This is a genomic window from Sphingomonas yunnanensis, assembly GCF_019898765.1.
Lineage (GTDB): Bacteria > Pseudomonadota > Alphaproteobacteria > Sphingomonadales > Sphingomonadaceae > Sphingomonas > Sphingomonas yunnanensis.
Window position 1 is genome coordinate 1 of sequence record NZ_JAIOKB010000006.1, and the last position, 25,063, is coordinate 25,063.

The 25,063-nt window shown below is 66.1% G+C and carries 19 protein-coding genes; 10 read left to right on the forward strand and 9 right to left on the reverse strand.

Going from position 1 to position 25,063, the window contains the following annotated elements; genetic code table 11:
• Positions 1–870 (reverse strand): MCP four helix bundle domain-containing protein (locus K7957_RS15475; RefSeq protein WP_223012975.1); only part of this gene is annotated, 870 nt, incomplete at its 3' end.
• A gap of 509 nt (positions 871–1,379) precedes the next feature.
• Between K7957_RS15475 and hisD (K7957_RS15480) the strand changes: the two genes are divergently transcribed.
• Genes hisD (K7957_RS15480) through K7957_RS15495 form a run of 4 tightly spaced genes read left to right on the forward strand, consistent with a single transcriptional unit; the run spans position 1,380 to position 5,387 of the window.
• Entirely contained in the window at positions 1,380–2,708 is a 1,329-nt protein-coding gene (gene hisD, locus K7957_RS15480) for a histidinol dehydrogenase (protein ID WP_223012977.1), read from the forward strand.
• Positions 2,705–3,472, forward strand: coding sequence for an SDR family NAD(P)-dependent oxidoreductase (locus tag K7957_RS15485; RefSeq protein WP_246617168.1), 768 nt, complete (start codon positions 2,705–2,707; stop codon positions 3,470–3,472). Before hisD (K7957_RS15480) ends, K7957_RS15485 begins: the two co-directional genes overlap by 4 nt.
• A 17-nt stretch (positions 3,473–3,489) precedes the next feature.
• Positions 3,490–4,641: a cobalamin-independent methionine synthase II family protein gene (locus K7957_RS15490; protein WP_223012979.1), complete on the forward strand. Its 1,152-nt coding sequence runs from the start codon at positions 3,490–3,492 to the stop codon at positions 4,639–4,641.
• A complete protein-coding gene (locus tag K7957_RS15495; protein ID WP_223012981.1) occupies positions 4,638–5,387 on the forward strand; it encodes an HpcH/HpaI aldolase family protein in 750 nt (249 codons plus the stop codon). The genes K7957_RS15490 and K7957_RS15495 overlap by 4 nt, the downstream gene beginning before the upstream one ends.
• Positions 5,388–5,473: 86 nt before the next feature.
• Here K7957_RS15495 and K7957_RS15500 read toward each other — a convergent pair whose 3' ends face one another.
• The 3 genes from K7957_RS15500 to K7957_RS15510 form a co-directional block, all read right to left on the reverse strand.
• A complete protein-coding gene (locus tag K7957_RS15500; protein WP_223013006.1) occupies positions 5,474–6,742 on the reverse strand; it encodes an MFS transporter in 1,269 nt (422 codons plus the stop codon).
• A gap of 10 nt (positions 6,743–6,752) precedes the next feature.
• Entirely contained in the window at positions 6,753–9,437 is a 2,685-nt protein-coding gene (locus tag K7957_RS15505; RefSeq protein ID WP_223013008.1) for a TonB-dependent receptor, read from the reverse strand.
• Positions 9,438–9,707: 270 nt separating this feature from the next.
• Positions 9,708–10,769 carry a LacI family DNA-binding transcriptional regulator gene (locus tag K7957_RS15510; protein ID WP_223013011.1) on the reverse strand — a complete coding sequence of 354 codons (1,062 nt, stop codon included), beginning with the start codon at positions 10,767–10,769 and terminating at the stop codon, positions 9,708–9,710.
• Between the two features lie 84 nt (positions 10,770–10,853).
• Here K7957_RS15510 and hisD (K7957_RS15515) point away from each other — a divergent pair, with 84 nt between their 5' ends.
• On the forward strand, positions 10,854–12,161 hold the full coding sequence (gene hisD, locus K7957_RS15515) for a histidinol dehydrogenase (RefSeq protein ID WP_223013012.1): 1,308 nt from the start codon (positions 10,854–10,856) through the stop codon (positions 12,159–12,161).
• A gap of 63 nt (positions 12,162–12,224) precedes the next feature.
• On the opposite strand, the gene K7957_RS15520 is transcribed toward hisD (K7957_RS15515), so the two are convergent.
• Positions 12,225–13,508: an MFS transporter gene (locus K7957_RS15520; RefSeq protein ID WP_223013014.1), complete on the reverse strand. Its 1,284-nt coding sequence runs from the start codon at positions 13,506–13,508 to the stop codon at positions 12,225–12,227.
• 245 nt (positions 13,509–13,753) lie between these two features.
• Here K7957_RS15520 and K7957_RS15525 point away from each other — a divergent pair, with 245 nt between their 5' ends.
• A complete protein-coding gene (locus K7957_RS15525) occupies positions 13,754–16,108 on the forward strand; it encodes a TonB-dependent receptor (RefSeq protein ID WP_223013016.1) in 2,355 nt (784 codons plus the stop codon).
• A 39-nt stretch (positions 16,109–16,147) separates the two neighbouring features.
• On the opposite strand, the gene K7957_RS15530 is transcribed toward K7957_RS15525, so the two are convergent.
• On the reverse strand, positions 16,148–17,509 hold the full coding sequence (locus K7957_RS15530) for an amidase (protein WP_223013018.1): 1,362 nt from the start codon (positions 17,507–17,509) through the stop codon (positions 16,148–16,150).
• A 62-nt stretch (positions 17,510–17,571) separates the two neighbouring features.
• Positions 17,572–19,488, reverse strand: a complete 1,917-nt coding sequence (locus K7957_RS15535; RefSeq protein ID WP_223013020.1) for an alpha/beta fold hydrolase — start codon at positions 19,486–19,488, stop codon at positions 17,572–17,574.
• A gap of 87 nt (positions 19,489–19,575) precedes the next feature.
• Here K7957_RS15535 and K7957_RS15540 point away from each other — a divergent pair, with 87 nt between their 5' ends.
• From K7957_RS15540 to K7957_RS15550, 3 genes are all read left to right on the forward strand, one after another.
• Complete coding sequence (locus K7957_RS15540; protein WP_223013022.1) at positions 19,576–20,595, forward strand: cupin domain-containing protein; 1,020 nt, start codon at positions 19,576–19,578, stop codon at positions 20,593–20,595.
• 524 nt (positions 20,596–21,119) lie between these two features.
• Positions 21,120–21,818, forward strand: a complete 699-nt coding sequence (locus K7957_RS15545; protein ID WP_223013024.1) for a hypothetical protein — start codon at positions 21,120–21,122, stop codon at positions 21,816–21,818.
• On the forward strand, positions 21,812–22,021 hold the full coding sequence (locus K7957_RS15550; RefSeq protein ID WP_223013027.1) for a hypothetical protein: 210 nt from the start codon (positions 21,812–21,814) through the stop codon (positions 22,019–22,021). Before K7957_RS15545 ends, K7957_RS15550 begins: the two co-directional genes overlap by 7 nt.
• A gap of 163 nt (positions 22,022–22,184) precedes the next feature.
• Here the strand turns inward: K7957_RS15550 and K7957_RS15555 are convergent, their stop codons facing one another.
• A complete protein-coding gene (locus K7957_RS15555) occupies positions 22,185–23,240 on the reverse strand; it encodes a GGDEF domain-containing protein (protein WP_223013029.1) in 1,056 nt (351 codons plus the stop codon).
• 292 nt (positions 23,241–23,532) lie between these two features.
• Between K7957_RS15555 and K7957_RS15560 the strand changes: the two genes are divergently transcribed.
• Complete coding sequence (locus tag K7957_RS15560) at positions 23,533–24,360, forward strand: GGDEF domain-containing protein (protein ID WP_223013031.1); 828 nt, start codon at positions 23,533–23,535, stop codon at positions 24,358–24,360.
• 11 nt (positions 24,361–24,371) lie between these two features.
• On the opposite strand, the gene K7957_RS15565 is transcribed toward K7957_RS15560, so the two are convergent.
• On the reverse strand, positions 24,372–25,058 hold the full coding sequence (locus K7957_RS15565) for an SDR family NAD(P)-dependent oxidoreductase (protein WP_223013034.1): 687 nt from the start codon (positions 25,056–25,058) through the stop codon (positions 24,372–24,374).
• Positions 25,059–25,063: the final 5 nt, after the last annotated feature.

A 25,063-nucleotide genomic window follows, 5' to 3' on the forward strand; every position in this document is an offset into this window, starting at 1 on the left:
CCGCGCGGTCAGGTCGCCGCGCGCGAGCGAGTCGAGCCCGCTGCCGACGCTGTCGACGATCAGGCGGGTCTGCTCCTGCTTGGCGCGCTCGGCGGCGACGAGCTGGTCGCGGAACGCCACCATCGAGCCGGCGAGCTCGCCCACCTCGTCGCGCCGGGGATCGACCGCGACCTCGGCGTCGAGGTCGCCCGCGCCGAGCCGCCGCATCGTCGCGGTCATCGCCGTCAGCGGCGTGGCGATGCCGCGGATCAGCGAGAGCAGCATGAAAACGGTGAGCGCGAGCACCGCGACGGCGATCGCGATCGAGACATCGCGCGAGGTCGTGTAGGTCGCGTTAGCCGCGGCCATGTCGCCGTCCATCAGGCTGACCTGGATCGCCTTCAGCTTGCCGGCATCATCGCTGGCCTGATCGTATTTTGCCTTGCTGCGCCGGAAGCTGGCGAGTGCCGCGTCGTTTTGATTGTCATGCGACAGCGTCAGTGTGGTCTTCGACTGCGCCAGGTAAGTGTGCCAGTCTGCCTCGAAGCGCTCGAACATGGATCGTGCGGCAGGGTTCTTGAGCGCCTCGTTCAAGAAGCTCGCGTTCTTGCCGACCTCGGCCGCCTGCGCTGCCGCGTCAGTCTCGGCAGCAGCGATGTCGGCGGGCGCCTCTGACAAGATGCTGTTCGCCTCCGCATTCCGGTAGTCCGACGTCGCCGTGTCGAGTGCGGCAACGGCGACCAACTTGTCCCGTCGGTCGTGCCCGAGCAGCTCGGCAGCGCCGTTCAAGGTGCGCTGGCTGGTGATCGACGCGGCTGCCATGAGCAGGAGGGAGCCGAGTAGGATGCCGAAGGCAACAAGCAGCTTCGAGCTGATCTTCAGGTTCTTCACGTTTGCGACACTCTCAAGAGGTGTCAGCAACGTAGAGCAACATATGTTAAGGAGCTGCCACCGCCTAGGCGCTTTAGACGGCCACCGAATCCGCCTGGGCGGAAGCTACGGTCAGCGAGCTTCGATGGATTCCGGAACGAAGTGCCAGCTGGGGAAGCGAGGCCTGCAGCGGTCAACCGGCGAGGGGCCGGGCTTAAGATGAACACATGTCTGAGGTCGGAACGAGCGCATGGCACTTGGAGCGGCCGTTATTGGGTCAAGCGCTTATAAGGAGCCGGCGTTACCGGATCGAACCTTCGCCAACCAACGTGTCGGGTGACCGGTGCTCACCTCCCTCTGACGAATTTGGCACTCGCGCAGTCGACACTCGCCGCAGGGCACACCCATAGATCAGCTATGGAGCAGTCACCAAGCGCCGCCTGGGTCGCGTTCCTTTGGCAGGCATCTCGCTTGTAACCACCACCAAAGCAGATTACGAAGATGCATTCGAATGCACAGGAGCGGGTGGGATGGCGGAGTGGCTTAAGCGAGGGCGCAATGCGGAGGCGACCGCCAGCAACGATCGGCAGATACGGGATACGGTCGAAGCGATACTGGCTGACATCGCCGAGCGCGGCGACGTGGCCGTCCGCGAGTTGTCGATCCGCTTCGACAAGTGGGACCGCGACGACTACCGGCTCTCCGACCGCGAGATCCAGGATTGCATCGATCAGATGTCCGCACAGGACATCAAGGATATCGAGTTCGCGCAGGCGCAAGTTCGCAACTTTGCCCGGATCCAGCGCGAGTCGCTGTCCGATGTGGAGGTGGAGACGCTGCCCGGCGTCGTGCTCGGTCACCGCAACGTGCCGGTCAACGCCGCGGGCTGCTACGTGCCCGGCGGCAAGTACCCGCTGCTCGCCTCGGCGCACATGAGCGTCATCACGGCGAAGGTCGCGGGCGTACCGCGGGTCGTCACGTGTGCGCCGCCATTTCAGGGCAGGCCCGCGCCCGCGATCGTCGCCGCGCAGGCGATGGCCGGTGCCGATGAGATCTACTGCCTGGGCGGCATTCAAGCGGTCGCGGCGATGGGCATCGGCACGCCGTCGATTGCCCCGGTCGACATCCTCGTCGGCCCTGGAAACGCCTTCGTCGCCGAGGCTAAGCGACAGCTGTTCGGCCGTGTCGGCATCGACCTGTTCGCGGGTCCGACCGAGACGCTGGTGATCGCGGATGAGCAGGGCGCGGACGCCGAACTGTGCGCCACCGATCTGCTGGGGCAGGCGGAGCACGGCCCAGACAGCCCGGCTATCCTGCTCACCACGTCCGAGAAGCTGGCGCGCGAGACGTTGGCGGAGATCGAGCGCCTGCTCGAGATCCTGCCGACTGCCGATTACGCCCGGCGGGCGTGGGAGAGCTACGGCGAGGTAATTGTGGCCGAGGACGAGGCGGAGATGGTGCGCATCGCCGACGACATCGCCTCAGAGCACGTTCAGGTGATGACTCGCGACCCCGACTATTTTCTCGCGAACATGACCAACTACGGTGCCCTGTTCCTGGGGCCACGGACGAACGTGGCATTTGGCGACAAGGTGATCGGCACCAACCACACGCTGCCGACGCGGAAGGCGGCACGCTATACGGGCGGTCTCTGGGTGGGCAAGTTCCTCAAGACCTGCACCTATCAGCGCGTGACCAGCGACGCCGCTTCCGCGCAGATCGGCGAGTATTGCAGCAGGCTCTGTGCGCTGGAGGGCTTCGCCGGGCACGGCGAACAGGCCAACGTTCGCGTGCGTCGGTACGGGGGGCGCAACGTGCCCTATGCCGGCGCAGCGGAGCCGCTGGTCGCCGCCGAATGATCGATCTGCCACGTTCGCCAGGCTTCCGGCTGGACGGCTTGCGTGCGCTGGTGACCGGGGCAGGGCGCGGCATCGGGCTGGCCGCGGCCGCCGCGCTGGCCGAGGCGGGCGCTCACGTCACCCTGGCGGCGCGCACCGTTTCGGAGATCGAGGCAGCAGCCGGGGCGATCACCGCCGCGGGGGGCTTGGCCCGCGCGCTGGTACTGGACGTGCTCGACACGGCCACGACGCGCGCCACCATCGCGGCGCAGGGGTCGTTCGAGATTCTCGTCAACAACGCCGGCACCAACAGGCCGAAGCCGTTCGTGGCGGTCTCTGAGGACGATTACGACGCCGTGCTCGACCTCAACCTCAAGGCCGCCTTCTTCGTGGCCCAGTCCGTGGCCGACGGTATGATCGGCGCGGCTCATGGCGGCTCGATCATCCATATGGGATCGCAGATGGGGCATGTCGGCGGGCTCCGGCGGACGCTCTACTGCGCGTCGAAGTGGGCTCTGGAGGGCATGTCGAAGGCGATGGCGCTCGACCTGGCGCCGCACCGTATCCGATCGAACACGATCGCGCCGACCTTCATCGAGACGCCGATGACCCGTCCCTTCCTCGACGACGCCGCGTTCCGCGACGACGTTCTCAAGCGCATCAAGCTCGGACGGCTCGGGAAGGTGGAGGACCTGATGGGCGCCATCGTCTACCTTGCTTCTCCTGCCGCCACGATGGTGACGGGCACGAGCCTCGTCGTCGACGGCGGCTGGACCGCGGACTGACGTCTGAAAGGATCACCATGGTCGACCGCATACTAACCACCCATGTCGGCTCGCTGCCGCGGAGCCGCGTCGTGACCGACCTGATCTTCGCGCAGGAGCGCGGAGAGCCGGTCGACGCCGCCGTCCTCGACGACGTACTCGGCGCGGCGGTGGACGCCTGCGTCGCCCGACAGGTCGAGAGCGGCATCGACCTCGTCTCCGATGGCGAGATGTCGAAGATCAGCTACGCCACGTATATCAAGGACCGGATCACCGGCTTCGACGGCGACTCGCCGCGTACACCGCCGGCGGATCTGGAGGATTTCCCCGCCTTCCTGCAGCGCCAGGCGGCGGGCGGCGGCACACCGACCTACCGCCGGCCCTGCTGCGTCGGCGCCGTGGCGCCGCGCACGCTGGGCCCGCTCCACGCCGACGTCGCGAACCTCAGCCGGGCCGTGGCGACGCACCGCCCCGACGGCGCCTTCATGAACGCCGCGTCGCCGGGCGTGATCGCGCTGTTCCAGCCCAACGAATTCTATGCCTCGTCGGACGCCTATCTCGAGGCACTCGCAGAGGCCATGCGCCCGGAGTATGAGGCGATCGTCGCCGCCGGTCTGACGCTGCAGCTCGACAGCCCGGATCTCGGGCTCGGCCGCCACATGATGTACAAGGACCGCAGCGAAGCGGACTACCTCACCCTGATCGAACGGCATGTCGAGGTGCTCAACCATGCCCTTCGCAACGTGCCGGCGGAAATGGCGCGCATGCATGTCTGCTGGGGCAATTACGAAGGGCCGCACACGCGCGACGTAGAGATGCGCACGATTCTCCCGGTGCTGATGAAGGCAAAGCCGCAGGGCCTGCTCTTCGAGACCGCGAACCCGCGCCATCAGCATGATTGGCAGGCCTTCAGGGACTTGGCCGCCCTGGTCCCCGACGATCGCGTGCTGATCCCCGGGGTGATCGACTCGACCACCAACTTCGTCGAGCATCCCGAGGTGGTCGCGCAGCGCATCGATCAGTTCGCCGGGCTGGTCGGGCGCGACCGCGTGATCGCGGGCACCGACTGCGGGTTCTCGACCTTCGCCGGCTTCGGCGCCGTGGATGCCGACATTGTCTACGCCAAGCTGGCGACGCTCGCGGAAGGCGCGGCGCGCGCCAGCGAGCGCCTGTGGAAGCGCGCGGCATGACGCTGAAACAGCGCCTCGCCGCGGGGGAGCGCATCGTCGGCACCTTCGTGAAGACTCCGTCCCCGATCGTCGTGGAGGTGCTGGCGCTGTCGTCGCTCGATTGCCTGTGCCTGGACGCCGAGCATGCGCCCTTTGATCGCGCCGCGATCGACGGCTGCGTGCTGGCGTCACGCGCGAGCGGCAAGGACGTTCTGGTGCGCGTCGCGAGCACCACGCCGGAACATGTGCTCGGCGCGCTGGACTGTGGCGCCACCGGCGTGGTTGCCCCGCATGTCCGCTCCGCCGACGAGGCGCGAGCCCTGGTCCGCATGGCGCACTACGGTGCCGGCGGACGGGGCTATGCCGGTTCGTCCCGAGCCGCTGGCTATACGACGAGGCCGATGGCGGATCATCTCGCCGCCTCCGCACGACGGACGGTAGTGATCGCGCAGATCGAGGATCCCGAAGCTGTCGACGCGATCGACGACATCGCGCGGGTGGACGGCATCGACGCGCTCTTCGTCGGCCGCGCCGACCTGACGGTGGCCTATGGCACTGCCGACCAGGACGATCCGCGCGTTGTCGCGGCGGTCGAGCGCGTCTGCGCCGCCGGACGGGCGTGCGGACGTCCGGTCGGCATGTTCCTGTCGCGCGCGGCCGACATCCCGCTGTGGGGAGAGAAGGGCGCCACCCTCTTCCTGCTAGGTTCCGACCACGGCTTTCTGCTCGCGGGTGCGAAGGCGCTGGCACAGGTCGGGGCCGCATAAGGGACGTATGCCTCAAGCGACACCGTAGATCGGCCTGCAGGACGGGCGGGACGGCGCGTGATGCCGTCAGGTGATGGCGGAGGCCCTCACGCGCGGGCCAGCGTCTCGGGCAGGCTCCGCCAGATCAGCGCCGCGACCACGAAGATGACGCACGAGGCGAGCATCGTCGCCTGGAGGCCAACCGCGCTAGCCAGCGCGCCAGTGGCGAGCGGCGAGAAGAAGCTGATCAGCCGGCCCCAATTGAAGATCGACGCGGCAGTGGATTTGAGATGCGGCGGGTACAATTCCGCCAGCCATGGCCCCCAGACGATGCTGCACGAGACGCCGAACCCATAGAGGAAGCCGACCGCCAGCAGCAGTGGCACGATCGTGGGGATCCCGATATAGATCGCGACCGTCGCGGCCGTCAGCGCGAAGCCGAGCGCGCCGAATCTCCGTCCCAGCCGATCGCAGGCCCAGCCCCAGACGAAGCCGCCGATCATGTTGCCCGCGAACTGCGCCGCGACCAGGTTCCCGACGATCTCCGGGGGCAGCTGCCGCACCTCCTTGAGGTAGATCGTCAGCCAACCGCTGAAGGCCTGGTAGGCGAAGAAGTTGAGCCCGGTCAGCGTCGCCAAAAGCAGGGTCCGTCGCCGCACGCTCGGCGCGAACAGCTCGCCGATCGGGAAGCGCGACACCCGAGCGCTCGCTCCGCTCGCCGGCACGATCAACCAGGCCAAAGCGGCGAGCGCGACGGGCGGTATGCCGCCGAGCCACAGCAGCACGCGCCAATCGCGATCGCCTAAGTGGCCGAGCGCGAGGCCGAGCACGACGATGGCGCTGCTGAAGGTCAGATTGACCGCACTCGCCAGCCGACCGCGCACCCGCGGCGCGAACAGGGCGACGTAGATGCCCACGATCACCGGAAAGCTGCCGCCGAGAAAGAGCCCGAGCACGAAACGCTGTGCCAGCAGCTGTACGTAGCTGTCCACGGCGGCGCCGGCGATCAGCATGACGCCGTAGCCGACCATGATCGCGACCAGCATGTTGCGTCGGCCGAGCCGGTCGGCGAGTTGACCGAAGGTGATCGCGCCGATCAGTGCCCCCGCTCCCTGCGCCGAGTAGGCCGATCCCGCCTGGGTGAGCGACAGGCCGAGGCTGTCGCGGATGAAAGGCCGCAGCACGTCGACCGTGTTCCAGGCCCAGCCGTAGAAGAACTCGGCGACCAGCACGAAGGCGAACGCCGCCAGGCGGCGAGCTAGCCCGTGTTCAAACGCCGGTTCCGGCGCTTCAAACATCGGCACGACGGTGGCGCCCCCGTCCACGCCGCCCATGGCGGGAGCGAGAGTCGTTGCCGTTCCTATCGCGCTGGTCACCCTCGACTCCTCAGCGCTGGAAGCGGAGCCGCAGGCCGTACATGCGCGGCGGTTCGTAGCTCGCCTGCAGCGGCGTGCCGCCGTAGGAGACGAGCGTCTGTATGCTCTCGTTGGTGATGTTGTCGACGAAGGCGATCAGCGACAGCTGTTTGTTGACCTCGTAGGTCAGCGTGGCGTCCAGCTTCAACCATGGCTCCTCCCGCGCGAGCCGGTCGTTGAACGACTGCTCGTCATGGTGCCCGGCAAAGGACGCGGCGACGAACGGCGTCAGGGCCGAGTCCCCGCCCAGATCGATCCGGTAGGAGGCGTAGGCCGAGCCCGAGTATTTCGGCGAATGCGGGATGTTGTTGCCGGAGAGGTCGCAGACGAACGACAGGGCCGGCTGCCCGGCGCCGCCGGTTCCAGTCAGCGGCTGGCAATCGTAGCCTGGAGCGATGACGCGACGCTGTCCGATGCCCGCGATCGTCACTCCGTTGACGACGGTCGGCGCCGTCGCCGTCGGATCGTTGACGAGGATCGATCCGCCGAACGGCAGCGGGACGTTCTCGAACTTCGAGTACTTGGCGTTGAGCAGCGACAGGTTCGCTCCGATCGTGAGCTCCGGCGTCGGCTCCCAGATCGCCTCCGCCTCAATGCCGTAGGAGCGCGCGCGCGCGGCGTTGAAGGTCGTCTGCAGCGTCGTGCCCCCGACGATGATCTGGCGACTCTCCTGCAGATCTCGGTACTTGTTGTAGAAGGCCGACAGGTTGAGTTGGACCGTGTTGCCGAAGAAGCGGTTCTTTGCGCCGAGCTCGAACGCGGTGACCTTCTCGGGACCGAACGTCGGCGCGCTCTGCGCGGCGGCGAGACCGGCGTTGAAGCCACCCGAGCGGAAACCGGTCGAGGCGCTGGCGTAGAGCAGGTTGCTGTCGGTCACCTGCAGCTCCGTGCCCGCCTTCCACGTGACTTGGCTGAACTCTAGAGGGCAGTAGGTGGACGCCACCTGCTGACCGGTCGCGTTGAGGATCGTCGCCGCAGTGACGCCGTCGTCGCCGCAGTTCGACGGTTTCGCCGGGAAGATGCTGAGCGGCGGCGTCGGGTCGTTGATCGTCACCTGCGTCAGTGGATTGACGCCGTTCGGCAGCGTGGCGGGCAGGTACCAGAACGCAGTGGCGTTGAGATACTCCTTCTTCTCGTGCGTGTAGCGCACACCGCCGGTGACCGACCACGCGTCGGTGACATGGAACGTGGCCTGGCCGTAGGCGGCTCTCGAGTATACCTTCACGCGCTCGTACTGGTACGTGCCGTTGTTCTGCGATCCGGTGATGGGCGTCGCCAGCGCGCTGGAGCGGATCACGCGCGGCAGCTGCTGATTGATGAAACCGTTCACCAGCGTGTCGTTGAGGAAGTAGCCGCCGAGCACATATTCGAACCGCTGCGACTTCGACGACAGCAGCTGCACCTCCTGACTGAAGGTGTCCGTGTGCGTGCGCGCCAGATCGATCGCGATCGACGAGGACGAGAAGTCGGAGTCGGTGGTCCGCTTGCCGCGGTATTTCACGTAGCCGGTGATCGACTTCAGCGACACGGCGCCGAAATCGTAGGACGCGGTCAACGAGGTGGATGCCTGGTAGAGGTTCCGGAACGGCTTGTAGTCGTTCGAGACGGTGAATTCGTCCCCCGGGTTGTCGATCGGAATGCCGAGATCGACGCCGGTGCCGACCGGACCGAGCGGGCCGGCCGCGGTGGTGGTGCAGTCCCGCACTCCGTCGCGGTTGCCGGCGCGCTCGTTCAGATAGACGATGCTGGGTGAGTTGAAGAGGATCTGACACGTGGCCGGATCGATGTACGATCCGATCTGCTTGTAGCCGAACGCCGAGGCGCCGTTGCCGCCCTGCTTGGCGTAGTCGGCACGAAAGGTAGCGCTGAAATCGCCGACGTCCCACTTCACCGAGCCGCGGACATATTGCTTGTTTTCGTCGAAGAGATCTGCCTGGGGGTCGTAGCTGTTCTTGACCCATCCATCGGCATAGTCGGTGACGCCGACGAGGCGTACCGCCACGTTCTCCGTCAGCGGTACGTTGACGTACCCTTCGAACCGCACCTTGTCGTAGTTGCCGACCGTCAGCGTCGATCCGTAGTCAAGCTCATGCGTGGGCGCGTTGGTGGTCACGACTATGTTGCCGCCGAAGGTGTTGCGACCGTAGAGCGTTCCCTGCGGTCCTCGCTGCACCTCCAGCGTAGCGACGTCGGCGAAGCCGAGCGACGCTTGGCTGGTACGAGACTGATAGATGCCGTCGATGAAATAGCCGATGGTCGGATCGCCGGTAACGCCGTTGTTGGCGGTGCGGACGCCACGCATCGCGGGGCGGACGTCGGAACCGGTCTGGCCGAAACTGAAGCCCGGCACGAACTCGTTGAGCCGCGACATGTCGACGACGCCGCGGTTCTTCAGGGTGTCACCCGAGATCGCGGTGATCGCCAGCGGCACCGTCTGCAGGTTCTCCTCGCGACGTTGCGCCGTCACGACGATGTCGCCGATGCCGCCGCCCTGCTCTCCCGCGGACGTGTCGGCGACCGCGGCGTTGCTCTGCGGTTGTGAGGCGGTGTCCACCGCGCCAGGCGCGCTCGCCTGATCGCCCTGCGCGAACGCGGGCTGAGTACCAGCGACGAGCGCCAGCGCAGAGGTACCGAAAATGAGCTTAAAAACCGACATGCTGCCCCCTCATGTTCGTTTATTGCGAGGAGGCTATCGACGCCGCACATACCTGTCCACGAGTTTTTGCATTCGAAGTACAAAGGCAAGCCACTCGCGTGGCGGTCTGCCTGACGCGCGAGAGCTCGCGTTTGACGTTGATCGCAAGAGCCAGATAGGGCCGTCTTCCGCAACGCCGACGCCATCGCGAGATCGGCGGGGCGCCGTGCTGAGTGACACCCAGCCGTCCGTCATACAGGCGTTTTGCGGTTCCGAATGCGCCCGCGCGCGTCAGGCGAGACGAGCCGACCGGCCTTCCATGAACTGACCGCTGAACAAGCGCCGCTCGGGCGGGATGCGGGCGTCCTCGACGCGCTCGAGCAGCATGTCGACCGCCGCCTGGGTCATGCGTCGGACCGGCTGGCGGATCGAGCACAACCGATAGCTGTTCCATCCTGCGGGATCGGTGCCGTCGAAACCGACAACCGAGAGATCCTCCGGAATCCGCAGCCCGAAGCGGTCCCGCGCGGCGTCGATCGCGCCGATGGCCATGAGATCGTTGACGCACACGACCGCGTCGAGTTGCTCCGCCTCCGCCATCAGCGCAATCATCGCGTCGCCGCCGCTGGCGTAGCTGAAGTCGCCGCGCTGTTCGGGAACGATGGTGATCCCAGCTTCACCAAGCCGCGCCAGCGCGGCGCGGCGACGTTCCTCTCCGACGTAGCTGTCTGCCGGCCCGGCGACGACGGCGAAGCGCCGATGACCGGCCGCCAGGAGCCGCTCGACCAGTTCGCGCTGCCCCGCCACCGAGTCGCACGCGACCGACGTCGCCGGAGCGCGGCTGCTCAGGCGATTGTAGAGCACAAGCGGCACGCGGTGGGCGATGAACTGCTCGACCTGAGGGTCTGTCAGATGCGCGGCGCAGATCACGCCGTCTACGCTGTGCCGCCACACCTGCTCCAGCACGCCGTCCACGTCACTCTCCGCCTCGAGCGAGAACAGCAACATTCGCAGGTCGCGCTCCGTCAGGCGATGGGACAGCTCCGCGAGAACCTCGGGGTAGTGGAGCATCGTCAGGCTCGACATGATCACCGCGACCAGGTGCGTGCGTCGCGAGATCAGGCCCTGAGCCAGCGCGTTGGGGCGATAGCCCAGCTCGCCGGCGGCCTTCATGATGCGCTGACGCGTCGCCGAGGAGATCGAGCCATTCGGCGAGAAACACCTCGATACGGCGGATTGTGACACGCCGGCGCGGCGGGCGACGTCGTAGGAAGTCGCCCGCTTCGGCGCGTGCGTGAGCGCAGTCGCCTCATCGCCGGGCGCCTCACCGTCATCGCGTCTGCGTCCAGCCAACCGTGCCCCCGTGACAACTGCATTCGAATTCAATAACGTCGCGTCAGCATCGCACGTCGCGACGCTCGCAGGGAGACGACGCACATGGCCGATACGGCGCCGCAGGGGTTCGAGCACAGCACCACGTATGTCAAGGCGCCGGCGCGCGACTCGATCGCCGATACGGGCGACGTGGTCGGCATCGTCGAGGCCGTCCTCGCGGACGTGAAATCGCGCGGCGACGAGGCGGTGCGCGAATATTCGATCAAGTTCGACCGTGCGGAACTCGACCGGTTCGAGGTCACCCACGAGGAGAGACTCGCCGCGGTGTCTGCGCTGGACCAGCAGACGCGCGCGGATACCGAGTTTGCTATCGAGAACGTGCGGCGATTCGCCCAGGCGCAGCTTGCGACCATGCTGCCGCTCGAAGTGGAGCCGCTGCCCGGCCTGCATCTCGGACATCGCGTGATCCCGATCGAGCGGGTGGGCGCCTACGTGCCAGGCGGGCGCTTCCCGCTGCTTTCAGCGCCGATCATGACGATCGTGCCGGGCAAGGTGGCAGGCTGCGACGAAGTGGTCGCATGCCTTCCACCCAACGCGCACCAGGCGATGATCGCGGGGTGCCATCTCTCGGGCGCCGACCGCATCTTCCGGATCGGCGGGGCCCAGGCGATCGCCGCGATGGCGTTCGGAACGGCGAGTGTGCCCCAGGTGAACAAGATCGTCGGGCCCGGCAATGCCTTCGTCAACGAGGCGAAGCGGCAGGTGTTCGGACCGGTGGGCATCGACCAGCTCGCCGGACCTTCGGAGATCTTCGTGCTGGCGGACGCGAGCGGCGACCCCCGCCTCATCGCCACGGACCTGCTCGCCCAGGCGGAGCATGACGTGCGCACGCGCGTCGGCCTGATCACCACCGATCGCGCCGTGGCAGAAGAGACCGCGCGCGAGGTGGAGCGTCAGCTGGTGACGTTGGCGACCGCGAAGATCGCGGGTGAGAGCTGGGCCAACTACGGCGAGATCGTCCTCTGCGCCGACGAGGCCGCGATGATCGCCTACTCCGACCATGTCGCGGCGGAGCATCTCCAGGTGCATACGACCGACGCTCATGGGCTGGCCGCCAAGCTGCGGAACTATGGATCGCTGTTCATCGGAGAGAACGCCAGCGTCGTCTATTCGGACAAGACGGTGGGCACCAACCACACGCTGCCGACGATGGGCGCGGGGCGCTACACGGGCGGACTATGGGTCGGCAGCTACGTCAAGATCGCCACGCACCAGTGGCTTTCGGACGAGGCGGTGCTGAAGGTCGGCCCGCCTGCCTCGCGCCAGAGCGCGAGCGAGGGGCTGGATGGCCACATGAAGGCGGCGCAGGTCCGGGTCGACCGACTGCACCAGGCTGCGAGTCTGGCCTGAGGCTGGAAGGGGGCGGAGGGCGAAGCCGGACCGCCCCCGGGCGCTCCGATCGCTGCCGACCTTTCAGCTGGCGTCCCGCACCGATGCTGAGGCCGGGACGAGGGGATCGGCGGCTGGCATCGAGCGCTCCTGCACCTTCGACCGGAGCGTCTCGCGCTGGCTGAGCCAAATCAGGGCGGCCGCTGCGAAGGCCGCAGCGGCCGACGCCATGGCGGCGGGCAGGCCGTAGCGGTCGGCGAGCAAGCCCGTCGCGAGCGGCGCGAAGAAGCTGATGATGCGTCCCCAGTTAAAGATCGAGGCAGCCGTGGAGCGTAGGTGGGGCGGATACAGCTCGGCCAGCCACGGACCCCAGATCACGCTGGAGCACAGCATCGATCCGTAGATGAGCCCGACGAGACGGAACAGTGTCAGGCTGGTCGGCATCGAAAGATACACGAGGATAGCGACCGACGCGACAAGGAAGCCGCTGGCGTTGAAGCGCCGGCCGAAGCGATCCGCCGCCCAGCCCCAGGCGAAGCCGCCGATGATGTTACCTGCGAACTGCCAGGCGACGAGGTTCCCGGCCGCACCGGCCGACAGACCGCGTACGCCGGTGAGATAGGTCGTGAGCCACCCGCTATATGCCTGATAGCCGAAAAAGTTCAGCCCGGTCATCGTCGCAAGCAGCAGCGTCTGTCGGCGAACCGCAGGGTGAAACAGCTCCCGTACCGGCAGCTTCTCGCCGCGCGTGACGTGCCGGTCGACCGGTGATCCTGCGGGAATAAGAAGCAGCATGACGCCAGCGAGAAGCAGCGGCGGCACGCCGCCGATCCAGAGCAGGAGATGCCAGTCATGACCGCCCAAAGCGCCCAGGGCCAAGCCGAGCGCGACGATGGACGAACTGAAGCATGCGTTGAGCATGCCGGCCACCCTGCCGCGCAGATGCTCCTCGAACAGATTGACGTAGATGCTGACCCCTACGGGGAAGACGCCCCCGGTGAAGAGGCCGAGCACGAAGCGCTGGGCAAGCAATTGCGGATAGCTCGCCACGAGTAATCCGGACAGCAGCGAGAGGCCGTAGCCCATGATGATCGCGGCGGCTACGTTGCGCCGGCCAAAGCGATCGGCGAGTTGTCCGATGAGGATCGCGCCGATCAGCGCTCCCGCTCCCTGCGCAGAGTAGGTCGAGCCAGCCTGGACGAGCGTCAGGCCGAGAGCGCTGCGTTGGAACGGTCGCAGCACGTCCACGCTGTTCCAGGCCCAGCCGTAGAGGAACTCGCCGAGCATCAGCGCCGCGAAGATGGCGAGGCGTCGACCGCGGGAAAGCGATCGTGCCTGCCTCGGTGTCGTCTGGTTCTCGTGCGCCATCCCGTTCCTCTCTCGAGACGTTAGATTGCATTCGCATTCCGTTGTAAACAGGCTTGCGTCGGTGCACCCGAGAAGAGCCGTCGGGTCGGAAGACGATATCCTCCGCAGCGCTTAGCCAGTCGGTAGCAATATATAGCAACTTTCTACCGCTTCCCACTTGCCCGGGCATGCATCCGCATGCATTCTCCCGCCGAGCCGAGAGTCGCGCTGGGGAGGCGCGTGTCGGCCAATGGGAGGGAAGGGCGATGAAGAGCATGCTGTGGCTTCGAGATGCGTCGGTGCTGGCTCTTGCTGCGGTCGGGCTCGGCACGGTGCCCGCGGCGGCGCAGGAGGCGCCCGCGTCGACGCCGGTCGAGGCGAGCGCGTCGCAACAGTCATCGTCCTCGGCGGACCAGACCGGAGATCTCCTGCCCGGCGACGTGATCGTCACGGCGCAGCGCCGGGCCGAACGGCTGCAGGACGTGCCTATCTCGATCACGGCGGTCAGCGGGGCGGATCTTCAGCGCCTCCACGCCGACAATGTCGGCCGACTGGAGTTCATCGCGCCGGGCTTCACCTGGGGTAGCCAGGGATCGGATTCGTTTCCGGCCATCCGCGGCGTACGCACGAGCCTGGTCAGTGCACAGAACGACCCTGTGATCGGCTTCTACATCGACGGCATCTACCAGAGCCGCACGCAGCAGCAGAGCATCCCGCTCTTCGACATCGCCAGGGTCGAGGTGCAGCGCGGGCCGCAAGGCACGCTTTACGGCCGGAACACCTTCGGCGGCAATCTGAGCGTCGTCACGGCGTCGCCGACCAACAAGGTCGAGGCCGGGCTGAACGTCGACTTCGGCAACTACAACTCGCAGCGGGTCGACGGTTTCGTGAACGCGCCGCTCAGCGACACGCTCGCCCTGCGCGTGGCCGGTGTCTATCAGGACCACGACGGCTACGTCCGCAGCACCGCCGGCGTGGAGCTGGCCGATCTCAAGGAATATGCCGGCCGCGCTTCGCTGAAATGGACTCCGGACAGTCAGTTGGAGATCGAGCTGCACGGCGGCTTCTGGCGTCGTGACGATGCGGGCGCAGGCTCCTACGGCTACAAGGTAGCGGGTACGCTCATCAATCCGCAGACGGGCTACCAATCCATCAACGGCGTGCCCTATGCCGTGAACCCGTCGGTGAAGAACGGCTCCGTGCTCGTGAACGGCGTCGACGTCGGCGTGGCGGTCACGCCCGGACCCTATACCAACGACTGGGACTATCAGCCATTCGAGCATCTCAGCGAGAACTATGGTTCGGGCACGATCAGCTACGATCTCGGCGGTGCATCGGTGAGATCCATCACGGGCTACACCTTCTTCCGCGCGCACCGCAGCGCCGACAACGACCAGAGCAGCGTGGTCTTCCAGGCGCCGGCGATCGGCTTCGGTTCGGGGCAGCAGGAGCCCAACACGCGTGCGAAGACGTTCACGCAGGAGGTGCAGCTGGTCTCCAACAGCACCGATCCGTTCCAGTGGATTGTCGGCGGCTACTACCTGCACGATGACATCTTCGAGACGTACCAGCAGAAGATCGACGCACCGGGCTCCACCGTCCCAGGCTTCCGCGCCGACGCCGCACTAAAGACGAACGCTTATGCCGCTTACGCGCAGGGAACCTATGCCATCGTGCCCGAGACGCTGCGCGTCATTGGCGGCATTCGTTACTCGTACGAGAAGAAGTCGTTCGACTTCGCCGACTTCGCGGACGGCATTCCCAACACATACGAGTTCACGACCCCATACAGCGTCACCTCCGGTTCGCCGTCTTTCGACAGCGTGACCTGGCGGGCCGGTCTGCAGTACACGCCGGATCGCAGGACGATGGTGTATGCCACCGCTTCTACAGGCTTCGCGTCGGGCGGCGTCAACGATACCGGTGGCGATGCCGCGATCCCGGCGTCGTACACGCCTCAGAAGGTGAACGCCTACGAAGCGGGCATCAAGAACCAGTTCCTGAACGGACGCATCCAGACCGAGCTGGCGCTCTATTACAACAAGTACACCGATCTGCAGATCAACGTGTACACACCGCTGGTGTCGTACTTCGGCAGCGCCGGTCGAGCGCGAAGCTATGGCGGGGAGGTGACGGTGCGCACGCTGCCGTTGCCGGATCTGCACATCGACGTCACAGCGGCGTATCTCAACGGTAAGTACACCCGCTACATCAGCGGCAACAACTTCTTCGGCGCGTCGAACGGGCAGGATCCGGTCTCGCTTGATCTGGCGGGGCGCCGCATCCCACAATCGCCCAAGCTGAAGACGACCGTCGCGATATACTACGACATCAATCTCGGGAGCGCGGGTACGATCGCGCCCTACGCCAACTGGTTGCATTCGAGCAGCTATTTCACGACGGACTTCAACACCGTGCTCGATTTCCAGGAGGCGTATGACAAGTTCGATGTGTCGCTGCGCTGGACCGAGGCAGGCGGCCGTTTCTACGTCGAGGGCTACGGCAACAACGTCACAGACCGGGCGGTTCTGCTGAGCGCCGTGGTAGGACGTGCCCAGCGCGTGCAGGTCTCTTACGGGCCGCCGGCGACCTACGGGGTACGTGCGGGCGTAAGGTTCTGACGAGCCGGTCGGGGCCGGTCGCCTGCGAGCGGCCGGTCCTCAGAGTGTAGGTGTAGGGCGGGGGGCGGACGCCTCGATCACTCGGCTCAGCGCGAACAGCGTCGTTTCCGCGTGGGGTCGGGCGAGGAGCTCTGCCGATAGCGGCATACCTCCGCTCGTCCGTCCTACCGGCAAAGCGAGTGCCGGCCAGCCGCTGCACGCGGCGAGCTCGGGAGCCCAGCCACCCTTGGGGTTGTCCATCGAGGAAGGCAGGACTGCAGAGGGCGGGTAGAGGAGGGCGTCGAAGCCGTAGCGATCCATCACTCGGGCCAGGGCGCCTCTTAGCTCGGCGTGGAGCGCGAGTATAGCGGCTCTGACCGAATTGCTTCGCGGTGCCGCACGCGCTCGCAGGACCTCTTCATACTCGAGGAGAAAGCGTCGCTCCGCGATCACCGCCGCCACTGAGTCGGGAGCGGTGCCCGGCCGGAAGTTACTTCCGAGGTAAGCATCGAACGCGGAGCCGAATTCCTCATCCACGATATGGGCGCCGCGCGGCAGGACCTCGTTCGGCAGGTCCGGCGCCACGGCGACCTCAACCCCTGCGGCGCGCAGTGCGGCGATCGCGTTGTCGATCCCTGCGTCGATCTCAGCGGACGAACCGAGCAGCTGCGAAAGAATCCCGACCCGCATGCCGGCGAAGGGGACCGGCAGTAGCGACGTCGGCGCCGCGAGCAGGCCGAATATCGTCTCGGCATCGTTCACGCTGCGGGTGATCGTCCCGACTGTGTCTGTGGAAGGCGCGAGAGGTGCTACGCCGGCAGTCGGGATCACGCCCCAGGTTGGTCGCAGTCCCACTAGGCCGTTGTAGGCGGCCGGTACGCGGATCGAGCCACCCGTGTCGGTACCAAGCCCGGCCAAGGCGAAGCCGGCCGCGACCGCGACGGCGGTGCCACCGCTGGAACCGCCCGACGTTACAGCCGGCGCGAAGGGGTTGCGCGTGTCACCACCGAGCGAACTGCGGGACCGGATCTCGAAGGAAAATTCCGATAGGTTCGTCTTGCCGACCACGATAGCGCCCGCGGCGAGGAGGACGTCCAGCGCGGGAGCGGTTCGCCAAGGCAGGGCGGCGGCGAGAGCGCGGCAGCCCGAGGTGGTCGGCATTCCAGCCAGGTCGATGTTGTCCTTTACCGCGATCGGCACGCCGTGAAGGGCGCCCAGCCGCTCGCCCCGTCGCCGCGCGCCATCGCGATCGCGTGCTACGTCCTGCGCGTCCGGGCTGACGCGGAGCATGGCGGAAAGTAACAGGCCGACGCGGTCGTGCGCGGCGATCCGGGCGAGACACGCCGCGACCGCTGCGCCCGCGCTGTTCCGTCCAGCCTCACAGCTGCTCAGGAAGGCGCTGATGTCGTCGCCGTCGTCCATCGGCTGCCGATCCGATCGAGAAAAAGTGAGGCGGCGCGCGCCGGAGCGCACGCCGCTCCGCGTCAGCCGGCAGCGCGCTGCAGGGCCGCGAGCTTGATCTGCGCCAGCATCGACAGCTCGTCGTAGACCGCCCATTCGTCGATAATCTTGCCGTCGCGGATGTGATAATGGCTAACGCCCATGACGAACAGCGGGTGGCCGGTCGGGGCGCCGAGCGGCCCGTAGCCGAGATGATGCCCGTCTAGCGTCCAGCGTATGGCGTATTTCGTGCCGCCTTCCTCACTCTCGACCGAGCAGATGTGCTGGGGCACGTAGAAGCCGTCCGGGATGAGCGCGATGAGCCGCATCGTCTGCTGCAGTACCGCCGCCACGCCGTAATACTCGCGCATAAGCGGTCCGTGCCACTGGCAATTTGGTGCGTAGAGCTCGTGGATGCGCCCGAACATCCGCTTGTTGTAGATGTGATGGAGGTCGCGTAGCAGCTGCGCCTCGCCCTCGCTGTGAGCGATGGACGTGTCCGCGTCGGTCTCGGGCGGGTATTGGCCCAGGAGACGCCGGTTCTCGACGACCTCCATGATCGGCTCACCCGCCTCGAACTTTCGGACTGCGATGTCCTGCGCATAGGCGTGCGGGTCCAGGCCGAGTTGGATCACCGGGCCCATGTTGTCGCGTACGATCCACTCCTTATAGATCTTGTTCTCCAGGATCATGCAGTCGGCGACCGTCCGCGTCAGGAAGGTGCGCCCGGTCGGCTTGCCGTACATGCCGTATTGCGAATGCCGCCCCTGTCCGTGCGTCATGTGGCTGGTATAGAAGCCATCGCGATCGTTGCCCCGCCAGATGACCTGCTGCGCGAGGCCGCGGCGATCCGGAAACTCGACGAGGCGCTGGATCGTGTCGCGGATGTGCGTCTCGCGGTCGTACATCGTCCCCATGGTAGTGTAGGCGACGCAGTTGTGCGTGTAGTGCGTGTAGATGAGCCCGACGTCGCGCTCGTCCCAGATCCGGTGGGTGCAGCGGACGATGTAGTCAACGATGTCGGTGTAGATCGGGTCGAAGCCGCGCATGCCCTGAACCCGCTCGCGGTCGGTAGGGACCAGTTCGGTGAAATCGCGGCGCTCGACCTGAAGGACGGCGGCGTTCTGCTGGCCGTCATCCGTCGCGGGCGGTTGGCTGGACTGATCGTGCGGTGCGGCCTTGGTCATCTCGTCTCCTGTGCGACACGTCGTTGATGGCAGGTTAGCAGAGGCTGCGGCGTGATCGACCCGCGCGAGCCAGGTGGCGACGTGGACCGCCACATCGCCGGGACTCTCTAGCGGCGCGAAGTGGCCGACGCCGTCAAGCAGGACCAGCGCCGCGTCCGGCAGCCCTTCCGCGAGCTCGTGCTGCAGCGCCGGCGGGCAAAGTACGTCCTGCGCGCCGCCGAGCACGAGGGCGGGCATTGTCAGTTCGGTGAGGACAGGGCGCTTGTCGCTTCGGCTGACGGCGAGCTTCTCCTGCGCCGCGTGTGTTCGCGCGTCGAAGGTGGTCGCCATGTCTTCGAGCAGCACGCGGAGACCGTCGTCATCGCCGCGATCCGAGCCGAAGGCGCGTGGCGCAAGCTCGGCGATGGCGGCTGAAGGGGGGCCGGGGTGAGGCGGCGCGTCGACCGCCCGGGCTCGCGCGTTGCTGTTCAACAACGCCAGTCCGACGACTTGGTCAGGCGCCATCAGCGCGAGCTCGAGCGCTACCAGGCCGCCGAGCGAAAAGCCGAGAAGGGCGAAACGCGCCGGCAAGCGCGCGAGCAGCTGCCGGGCGAGGGCGATCGGATCGTCGCCATCGATCGGTGGCGTCAGCGTAAAGCGCTCGTCCAGCCGCGACAGCAAAGGAGCGAAGAGGCGTTCGTCGCACAGCGTGCCCGGCAGCAGCACGAGCGGCACAGGGGCCGTCGATGTCTGCCCCGGAGCGGGCTGCGGGATGGTTTTCACGTCGTCCTTCATGCCTCCGGAGGAGTCGTCTTGCATGCCGATCGCGAGTGGTCTAGCTATTGTGCATTCGGATGCAAGACGTTTTCCATAGCGGCGGAGATGGATGTGAACTGGACTGAGGACGCCATGAAGGCTCGCCTGGTGCGCTATGCCGATCTGGTGCCGTGCCGAACCGCGTTCATCGACACCCGTACGCCGGGATCGACCGAGAAGGAGAACTTCACGATCATCGGCGCGGGCGTCTCGGAGAGCACCGACCAGCACGTTCACATCACGGAGCGCCACGGCTTTAACATCGGTGCCGCGCGTCAGCCGTTCGGCTGCGTCAACTCGCAGCACAGTCATGACACCGCTGAGGTGTTCGTCGTCCACTCCGGTCGCTGGCGCTTGCCGTTTGGACCCAACAAGGAGGACGGATCCATCGAGATCGGTCCGGGCGACGTGGCTTCGGTGCCGATCCACATGTTTCGAGGTTTCGAGAAGCTCGACGAGGGGGTCGGCTTCCTCTTCACGGTGCTGGGCGAGGATGATCCTGGGAAGGTCACTTGGGCGCCGGCGGTGTTCGAGGCGGCGTCGGACCATGGTCTCAAGCTGGCGAAGGGAGGGCGATTGATCGACACGTCGCGCGGCGAGTACACCTTGGAGGACGTGGAGCTGGCCGAGGCGACAGGAGCCGAGGCCGCGTCTGAACTGAAAACCCCACCGATGGAGAAGATGCTCCAATGTGTGGCCGCCGCGGAGGACATGATCGCTAATCCTCGCTCGCCGCTGGCAAGCGAGGGAATAGAGGAAGCCGGTGTGATCACCCCGATGGCGACCGGCGACGGTTTTCCGGAAGGTCCGATCGCGGGCTGGTGGCCACACGGCTTCAATCTGCGCCGGCTGACGATGACGACGGGCGCCTATGTACCGCTACACGCCAGGTCCGAGGTCGAGGTCCTGTTCGTGCACGAGGGCACGCTGGAGGTCAGCTGGGATCAGGGCGCCATCATCATGGGTGCGGGCGACACGCTCAGCGTACCTGTCGGTTTGCCGCATGGTTTTCGCAACACAGCATCGGTCGATATGAAAGCGTTCGTCGTCCGCGGCGGAGACTCGCCGGGCATGCCAATCTTCTGAAAGGCACCACACGCCCTCGTCCAACCGACACATGAGCCTCAGTCTCGACCGAAAGCTATGAAGAACTGGGAAAGCTGCCGCGTATTTACCAGGCCAGCTGCGCAGAGATGAACGGATGGCCGAAGTTGGGCTGCGGGCAGGGCGCTGGGAATGACTGCTTTTGGGTCGCTAGCGTCTGCGAACGAGGTCTGCGCCTGGACGGGAGCGCAAGAAGCCTGCCTTCGATCATTGCCGACCGACGGCCGGGCGCAACTCCTAAGGCGCTGATGGCAGCTATGAGTGTCGCCTCCGATGGTAGTCTTGAGCAACATCTCCGACTTCAATCGGACATGACATTCCCGTTAACCAAGCAATGGCTGCGGCTTGTCATGGCTCCTGTCAGGAGGATGCCTTGACCCATTGCCATCGACAGCGTGTCGTTTTCAAGCAAAGCTTAATGTTAACTGCTTGTCTAGCAACCGCAGCGCACGGCGGCGGGGTCGGGGCGGGCGTCCACTTGTGCACCCGCCCCAACCGAGGCATCGGTGCCCGCGCCAACCCCGCCGCCGACGCCAGCGCCGACTCCGAAAGCGCTCAGCTTCACCACGGTCGAGGTTGGTGTCGACACCGACGCGTCGGGCGTGCTTCAGATGTCGATCCCCGCGGGAAGCTCCTCCCCCGTCACCGTGTCGGATCCGCACGCGCCGGCAGCTAGACGCTTCGAAGACCTTCGCCTGGATGGAAACGAAACGATCAGGGCGAGTGGCTTCGGCTCGCACAGTTGCATCAGCATTTCAGCGTCGCCAGCGACCTTTCAGGCATCCTCCGTTCTGCGATTCACGCAGTTGGGGACGCTACCGCGACAGATGCCGGTGTTCATGTGGGCGTCGCCGAGTGACTCCGAGCCGCTCACTATGCCACTCGAAGAAACCGTCGAAAAGCTCCCGGGCACCAGCGCCACCGGTATGCTGCCCAAGCACGCCCGCCTGCTGGAGGTTGGCAGCCCAAACTTCCGCGGCATACGCGTCTTCGGTTCGAATACGCTGACGAGCTCCGTCCCGCAGAAGGGAAGCGCACGTTACGTTGGTGAGCTATTCGGCACGGTGTACCCGACTGGCGAGGCGTCGAGCCGCTTAGTGGGTGACTGCGTCCTCAACGTCTCCTTCGATGGCGCGCAGCCATACGTGACCGGGCTGGTCAAACTGTCGCGATATGAACGGTCGATCATCGTGGGACCGTGCTGACGATCGACTTCGTTGCAGACATCGTCCGCGGCAAGTTGGTCACACGCTCGATCCAGGTGACTGGCACCGGGAACATGATTCAGTACGGGGCGGTCGCCGGCGGCTTGTATGGCGACGATGCGAGCGAGCTCGGCTTCACGATGTCGGCTCGCGGTCCGAGCGGTATCCTGATCGGAGGCGCGATCCTTGGCATTGGACACTAGAATAACTGAATGCGTCGCCTCGGAACTGCGTGCGGCCACGCGCAGCGGCGCCATCGAAGCGACGTCATCCGCATGGTACGCCTTTGGATCACGGGCCCTTTCAATATCGTCGACCCAGTCGGTCAACAGCCCCGATCCTCAACAAGCTGATCGAGATAACAGCTTAAGCGCGCGCGAAAAGCTGATAACCGTAGGGCCATGATCGGCGCTGATCGCGCGACAGCTTATTGTGGCGGAGCGCCGCGTCTGCCTCCTCAAGAAGGGAGTTCATCTCGCAGGCGCGGCTCGACGATCGGCTTGAACCGATGCTGGCGCCGACACTGACGACCTTTCCGTTGATCCGGTAAGGAGCGCTCAGCCAACGAACGATGTCATCGGCCCGTTCGGCGACCACCGTCGACGATGAGGCATCGACTTGCATGACGACGAACTCGTCTCCACCGAGACGCGCGACAGCGTCACCGCGTTGCGCAGAGGCGGTCAGGCGTTCTCCAACGGCACAGAGGAGCGCGTCGCCCGCAGCATGGCCGAGTTGATCGTTGATCTGCTTGAAGCCGTCGAGATCGAGGTAGTGCAGCGCATAGCTGCCCGCGGACGGACCGGCGCGATTAAAGCCTGCGATCGCTTCTGCGAGCGCGAAGCGGTTCATCAAGCCGGTCAGGTGGTCGCGCCGCGCGAGCGCTGCGAAGGCAGAACTTGTGGCTGACTGCCGCTCCTGTGCAAGGTGGCGCTTCGTGAGGCTGCGAAGCCCGCCAGTCAGCAGCGCGATGAGGCATAGCGCCGCGACCGCATGGTCGGGCTCCGCCCGGAAGGCCAAGGCAAGGACGGGTGGCAGGACACCCAAGAGGACGCTTCCACCGGCGATCAGCGGCCGTAAGGCCGTGGTGGCTACGGCGCCTGCGGCATAGCCTACGACGAGGATCGCGACTGGCAGGTGAAGCGATGGGATGGGCAGCATCAGCGCGCGCGCCGCGAAGCAGCCGAACAGCACGGCGAAGGCGAGGTAGGACGCGCCAAACCGTCGCTCAAGCTCGCGCGCGTCAGCCCTCGACAGGGCCGCTGCGGCGCAGCGCGCTCGGCCACGGTAGAGGAGCCGTAGCCGCCAGCCGCTGGCTGCCACGCCGAGGCCAAGGAGCAGCGACGCGGCGCCATCGCGCGAGCGCAACGACACAAGCGTGGCCACCAGCAAAAAGAGCGCGCTCATGATGGTCGCGGGCATTCTTGTCGCGAACAGGCTAGCGACCCGCTCGACATAGGAGTCTTCGTGTTGAGGCGCGTGGTCTAGGAGCGGCGAAGGCATATCGCGCTCGACCTTGACCGCGACAGATTAAGATCGTGAGAAGCTGGACTACCTCGCGAATGGTGCGCTAACACCCCGCTCGCCAACCTGGGCGCGGCAATGCGCGGCGTTCTCCTACAAAGGCCGTATCGCCGGCACTCGTGCTCACAGGCGATAAGTCGCGTTAACGCCTTACCGGCAACTCGCCTGGTCGGCGGCAGCCGGCCTCACCATGCTGGGTACGATGCTCGTTATGGGCGTCGGCCACAGGCGAACGCTATCGCGTGTCGCAGATACAGATCCGCTCACCGGCTTGCTGAACCGTCGATGCCTGACCGGTCGCGAGCGGAACCTGCTTTCCAGAGAAGGTTTTGGCACCGCTTTCACAGTGGCTCTGCTCGACGTGGACCATTTCAAGGCCATAAACGACAGGTACGGTCACAACGTCGGCGACGAGGTGCTCAAGCACTTCGCCGCGCTGCTCGCCGCCAGCGCCGGCAAGGACGACGTGGTTGCACGGTGGGGAGGCGAGGAGTTCGTCATGGTCTCCCGGCATCGGTCTGCAGCCCACGCGATGAAAGTTCTCGAGGGAGTCCGCGGCAGGCTTCCGCAGGAGGTCGAGGCCAAGGGGGCGGGGATCCAGGTGCGCTCCAGCGCGGGTGTCACGTCCTCGCCTCAAGGAGAGCCGCTTCATACGGCGATCGCGAGGGCAGATCGGGCGCTGTACAGGGCCAAGGAGCTGGGACGAGACAGGTTCGAGATCGAGGACGTGACCGCACCGACGTCGCCGGAGGGCCCGCCAGCGAGGATCGGCCTCGCACTGACCAACGCGAGTGTCGAAGAAACGAGGGAGACAGATACGCGCGCGCGCAAATCTCCATGGCCCGGCCGGCTCACCTGCTCAACGTCGCCAACTGTTCTGCGAGGCGAGCTGCAAGCAGCCATTCCGCTTACCTGCCAAATCAGCCCGGCCGGACAGCTGCGCGCAACGCCCGAAAGGCTCGAGCGGCGAGGTGAACGAGCGGCCGGAGTTGGGAAGCGGGGAGGGGCGCCTGAGTGACCGACTATGGGTCACCAAGGTAGCCGCTTGTTGAAGCGATCGACATAGCGCAGCCCCGGCGTTCCACGGTTCGCCTCGATCATGTCCACGACCAGCGGGATGCTCTCCTCGATGGAGAGCGATGCGCCGCTGCCGCCCATGTCCGTGCGGACCCAGCCCGGAGCGACGAGCAGCAGCGTGTGCTTGTCGCCAGCGTTCTTGGCGGCATAGCCCTTCATCAGCATGTTGAGCGCGGCCTTGCTTGACGAATAGAGCTGCCAGCCGCCGTTCGCATTCGCGATGCTGCCGAGTTCCGAGGTCATGATGGCGATTGTTCCGCCAGCAGGCACGAGGTCGCGCAGAAGCTCGGCCGCGCGGACGGGCGAGAAGGCGTTGGTCAGCATCATGTCGAGGAAATCGCGCTCGCTTGCCGTCGCAGGGGTCGCCTCGATCGCGCGCGCGATGCCGGCGTTGACGAAGAGGACGTCGAGGCGTCGGCCGTCCAAACGATCGCGCAAGGCCCGCGCGCCGTCGGCGTCGTTGATGTCGAGGTTCTCGATCTCGAGCTTGCCGGCTTGGCGTTCGGCGAGGGCGTTCAGCTCGTCCGACTGGCCGCGTGCGGTCGCGATGACGTTCCAGCCGCGGTCGAGCCATTCCTCGGCGAGCGCAAGACCCAGTCCGCGTGATGCGCCAAGGACGAGGACAGTCTGATCGGTCATGTTGT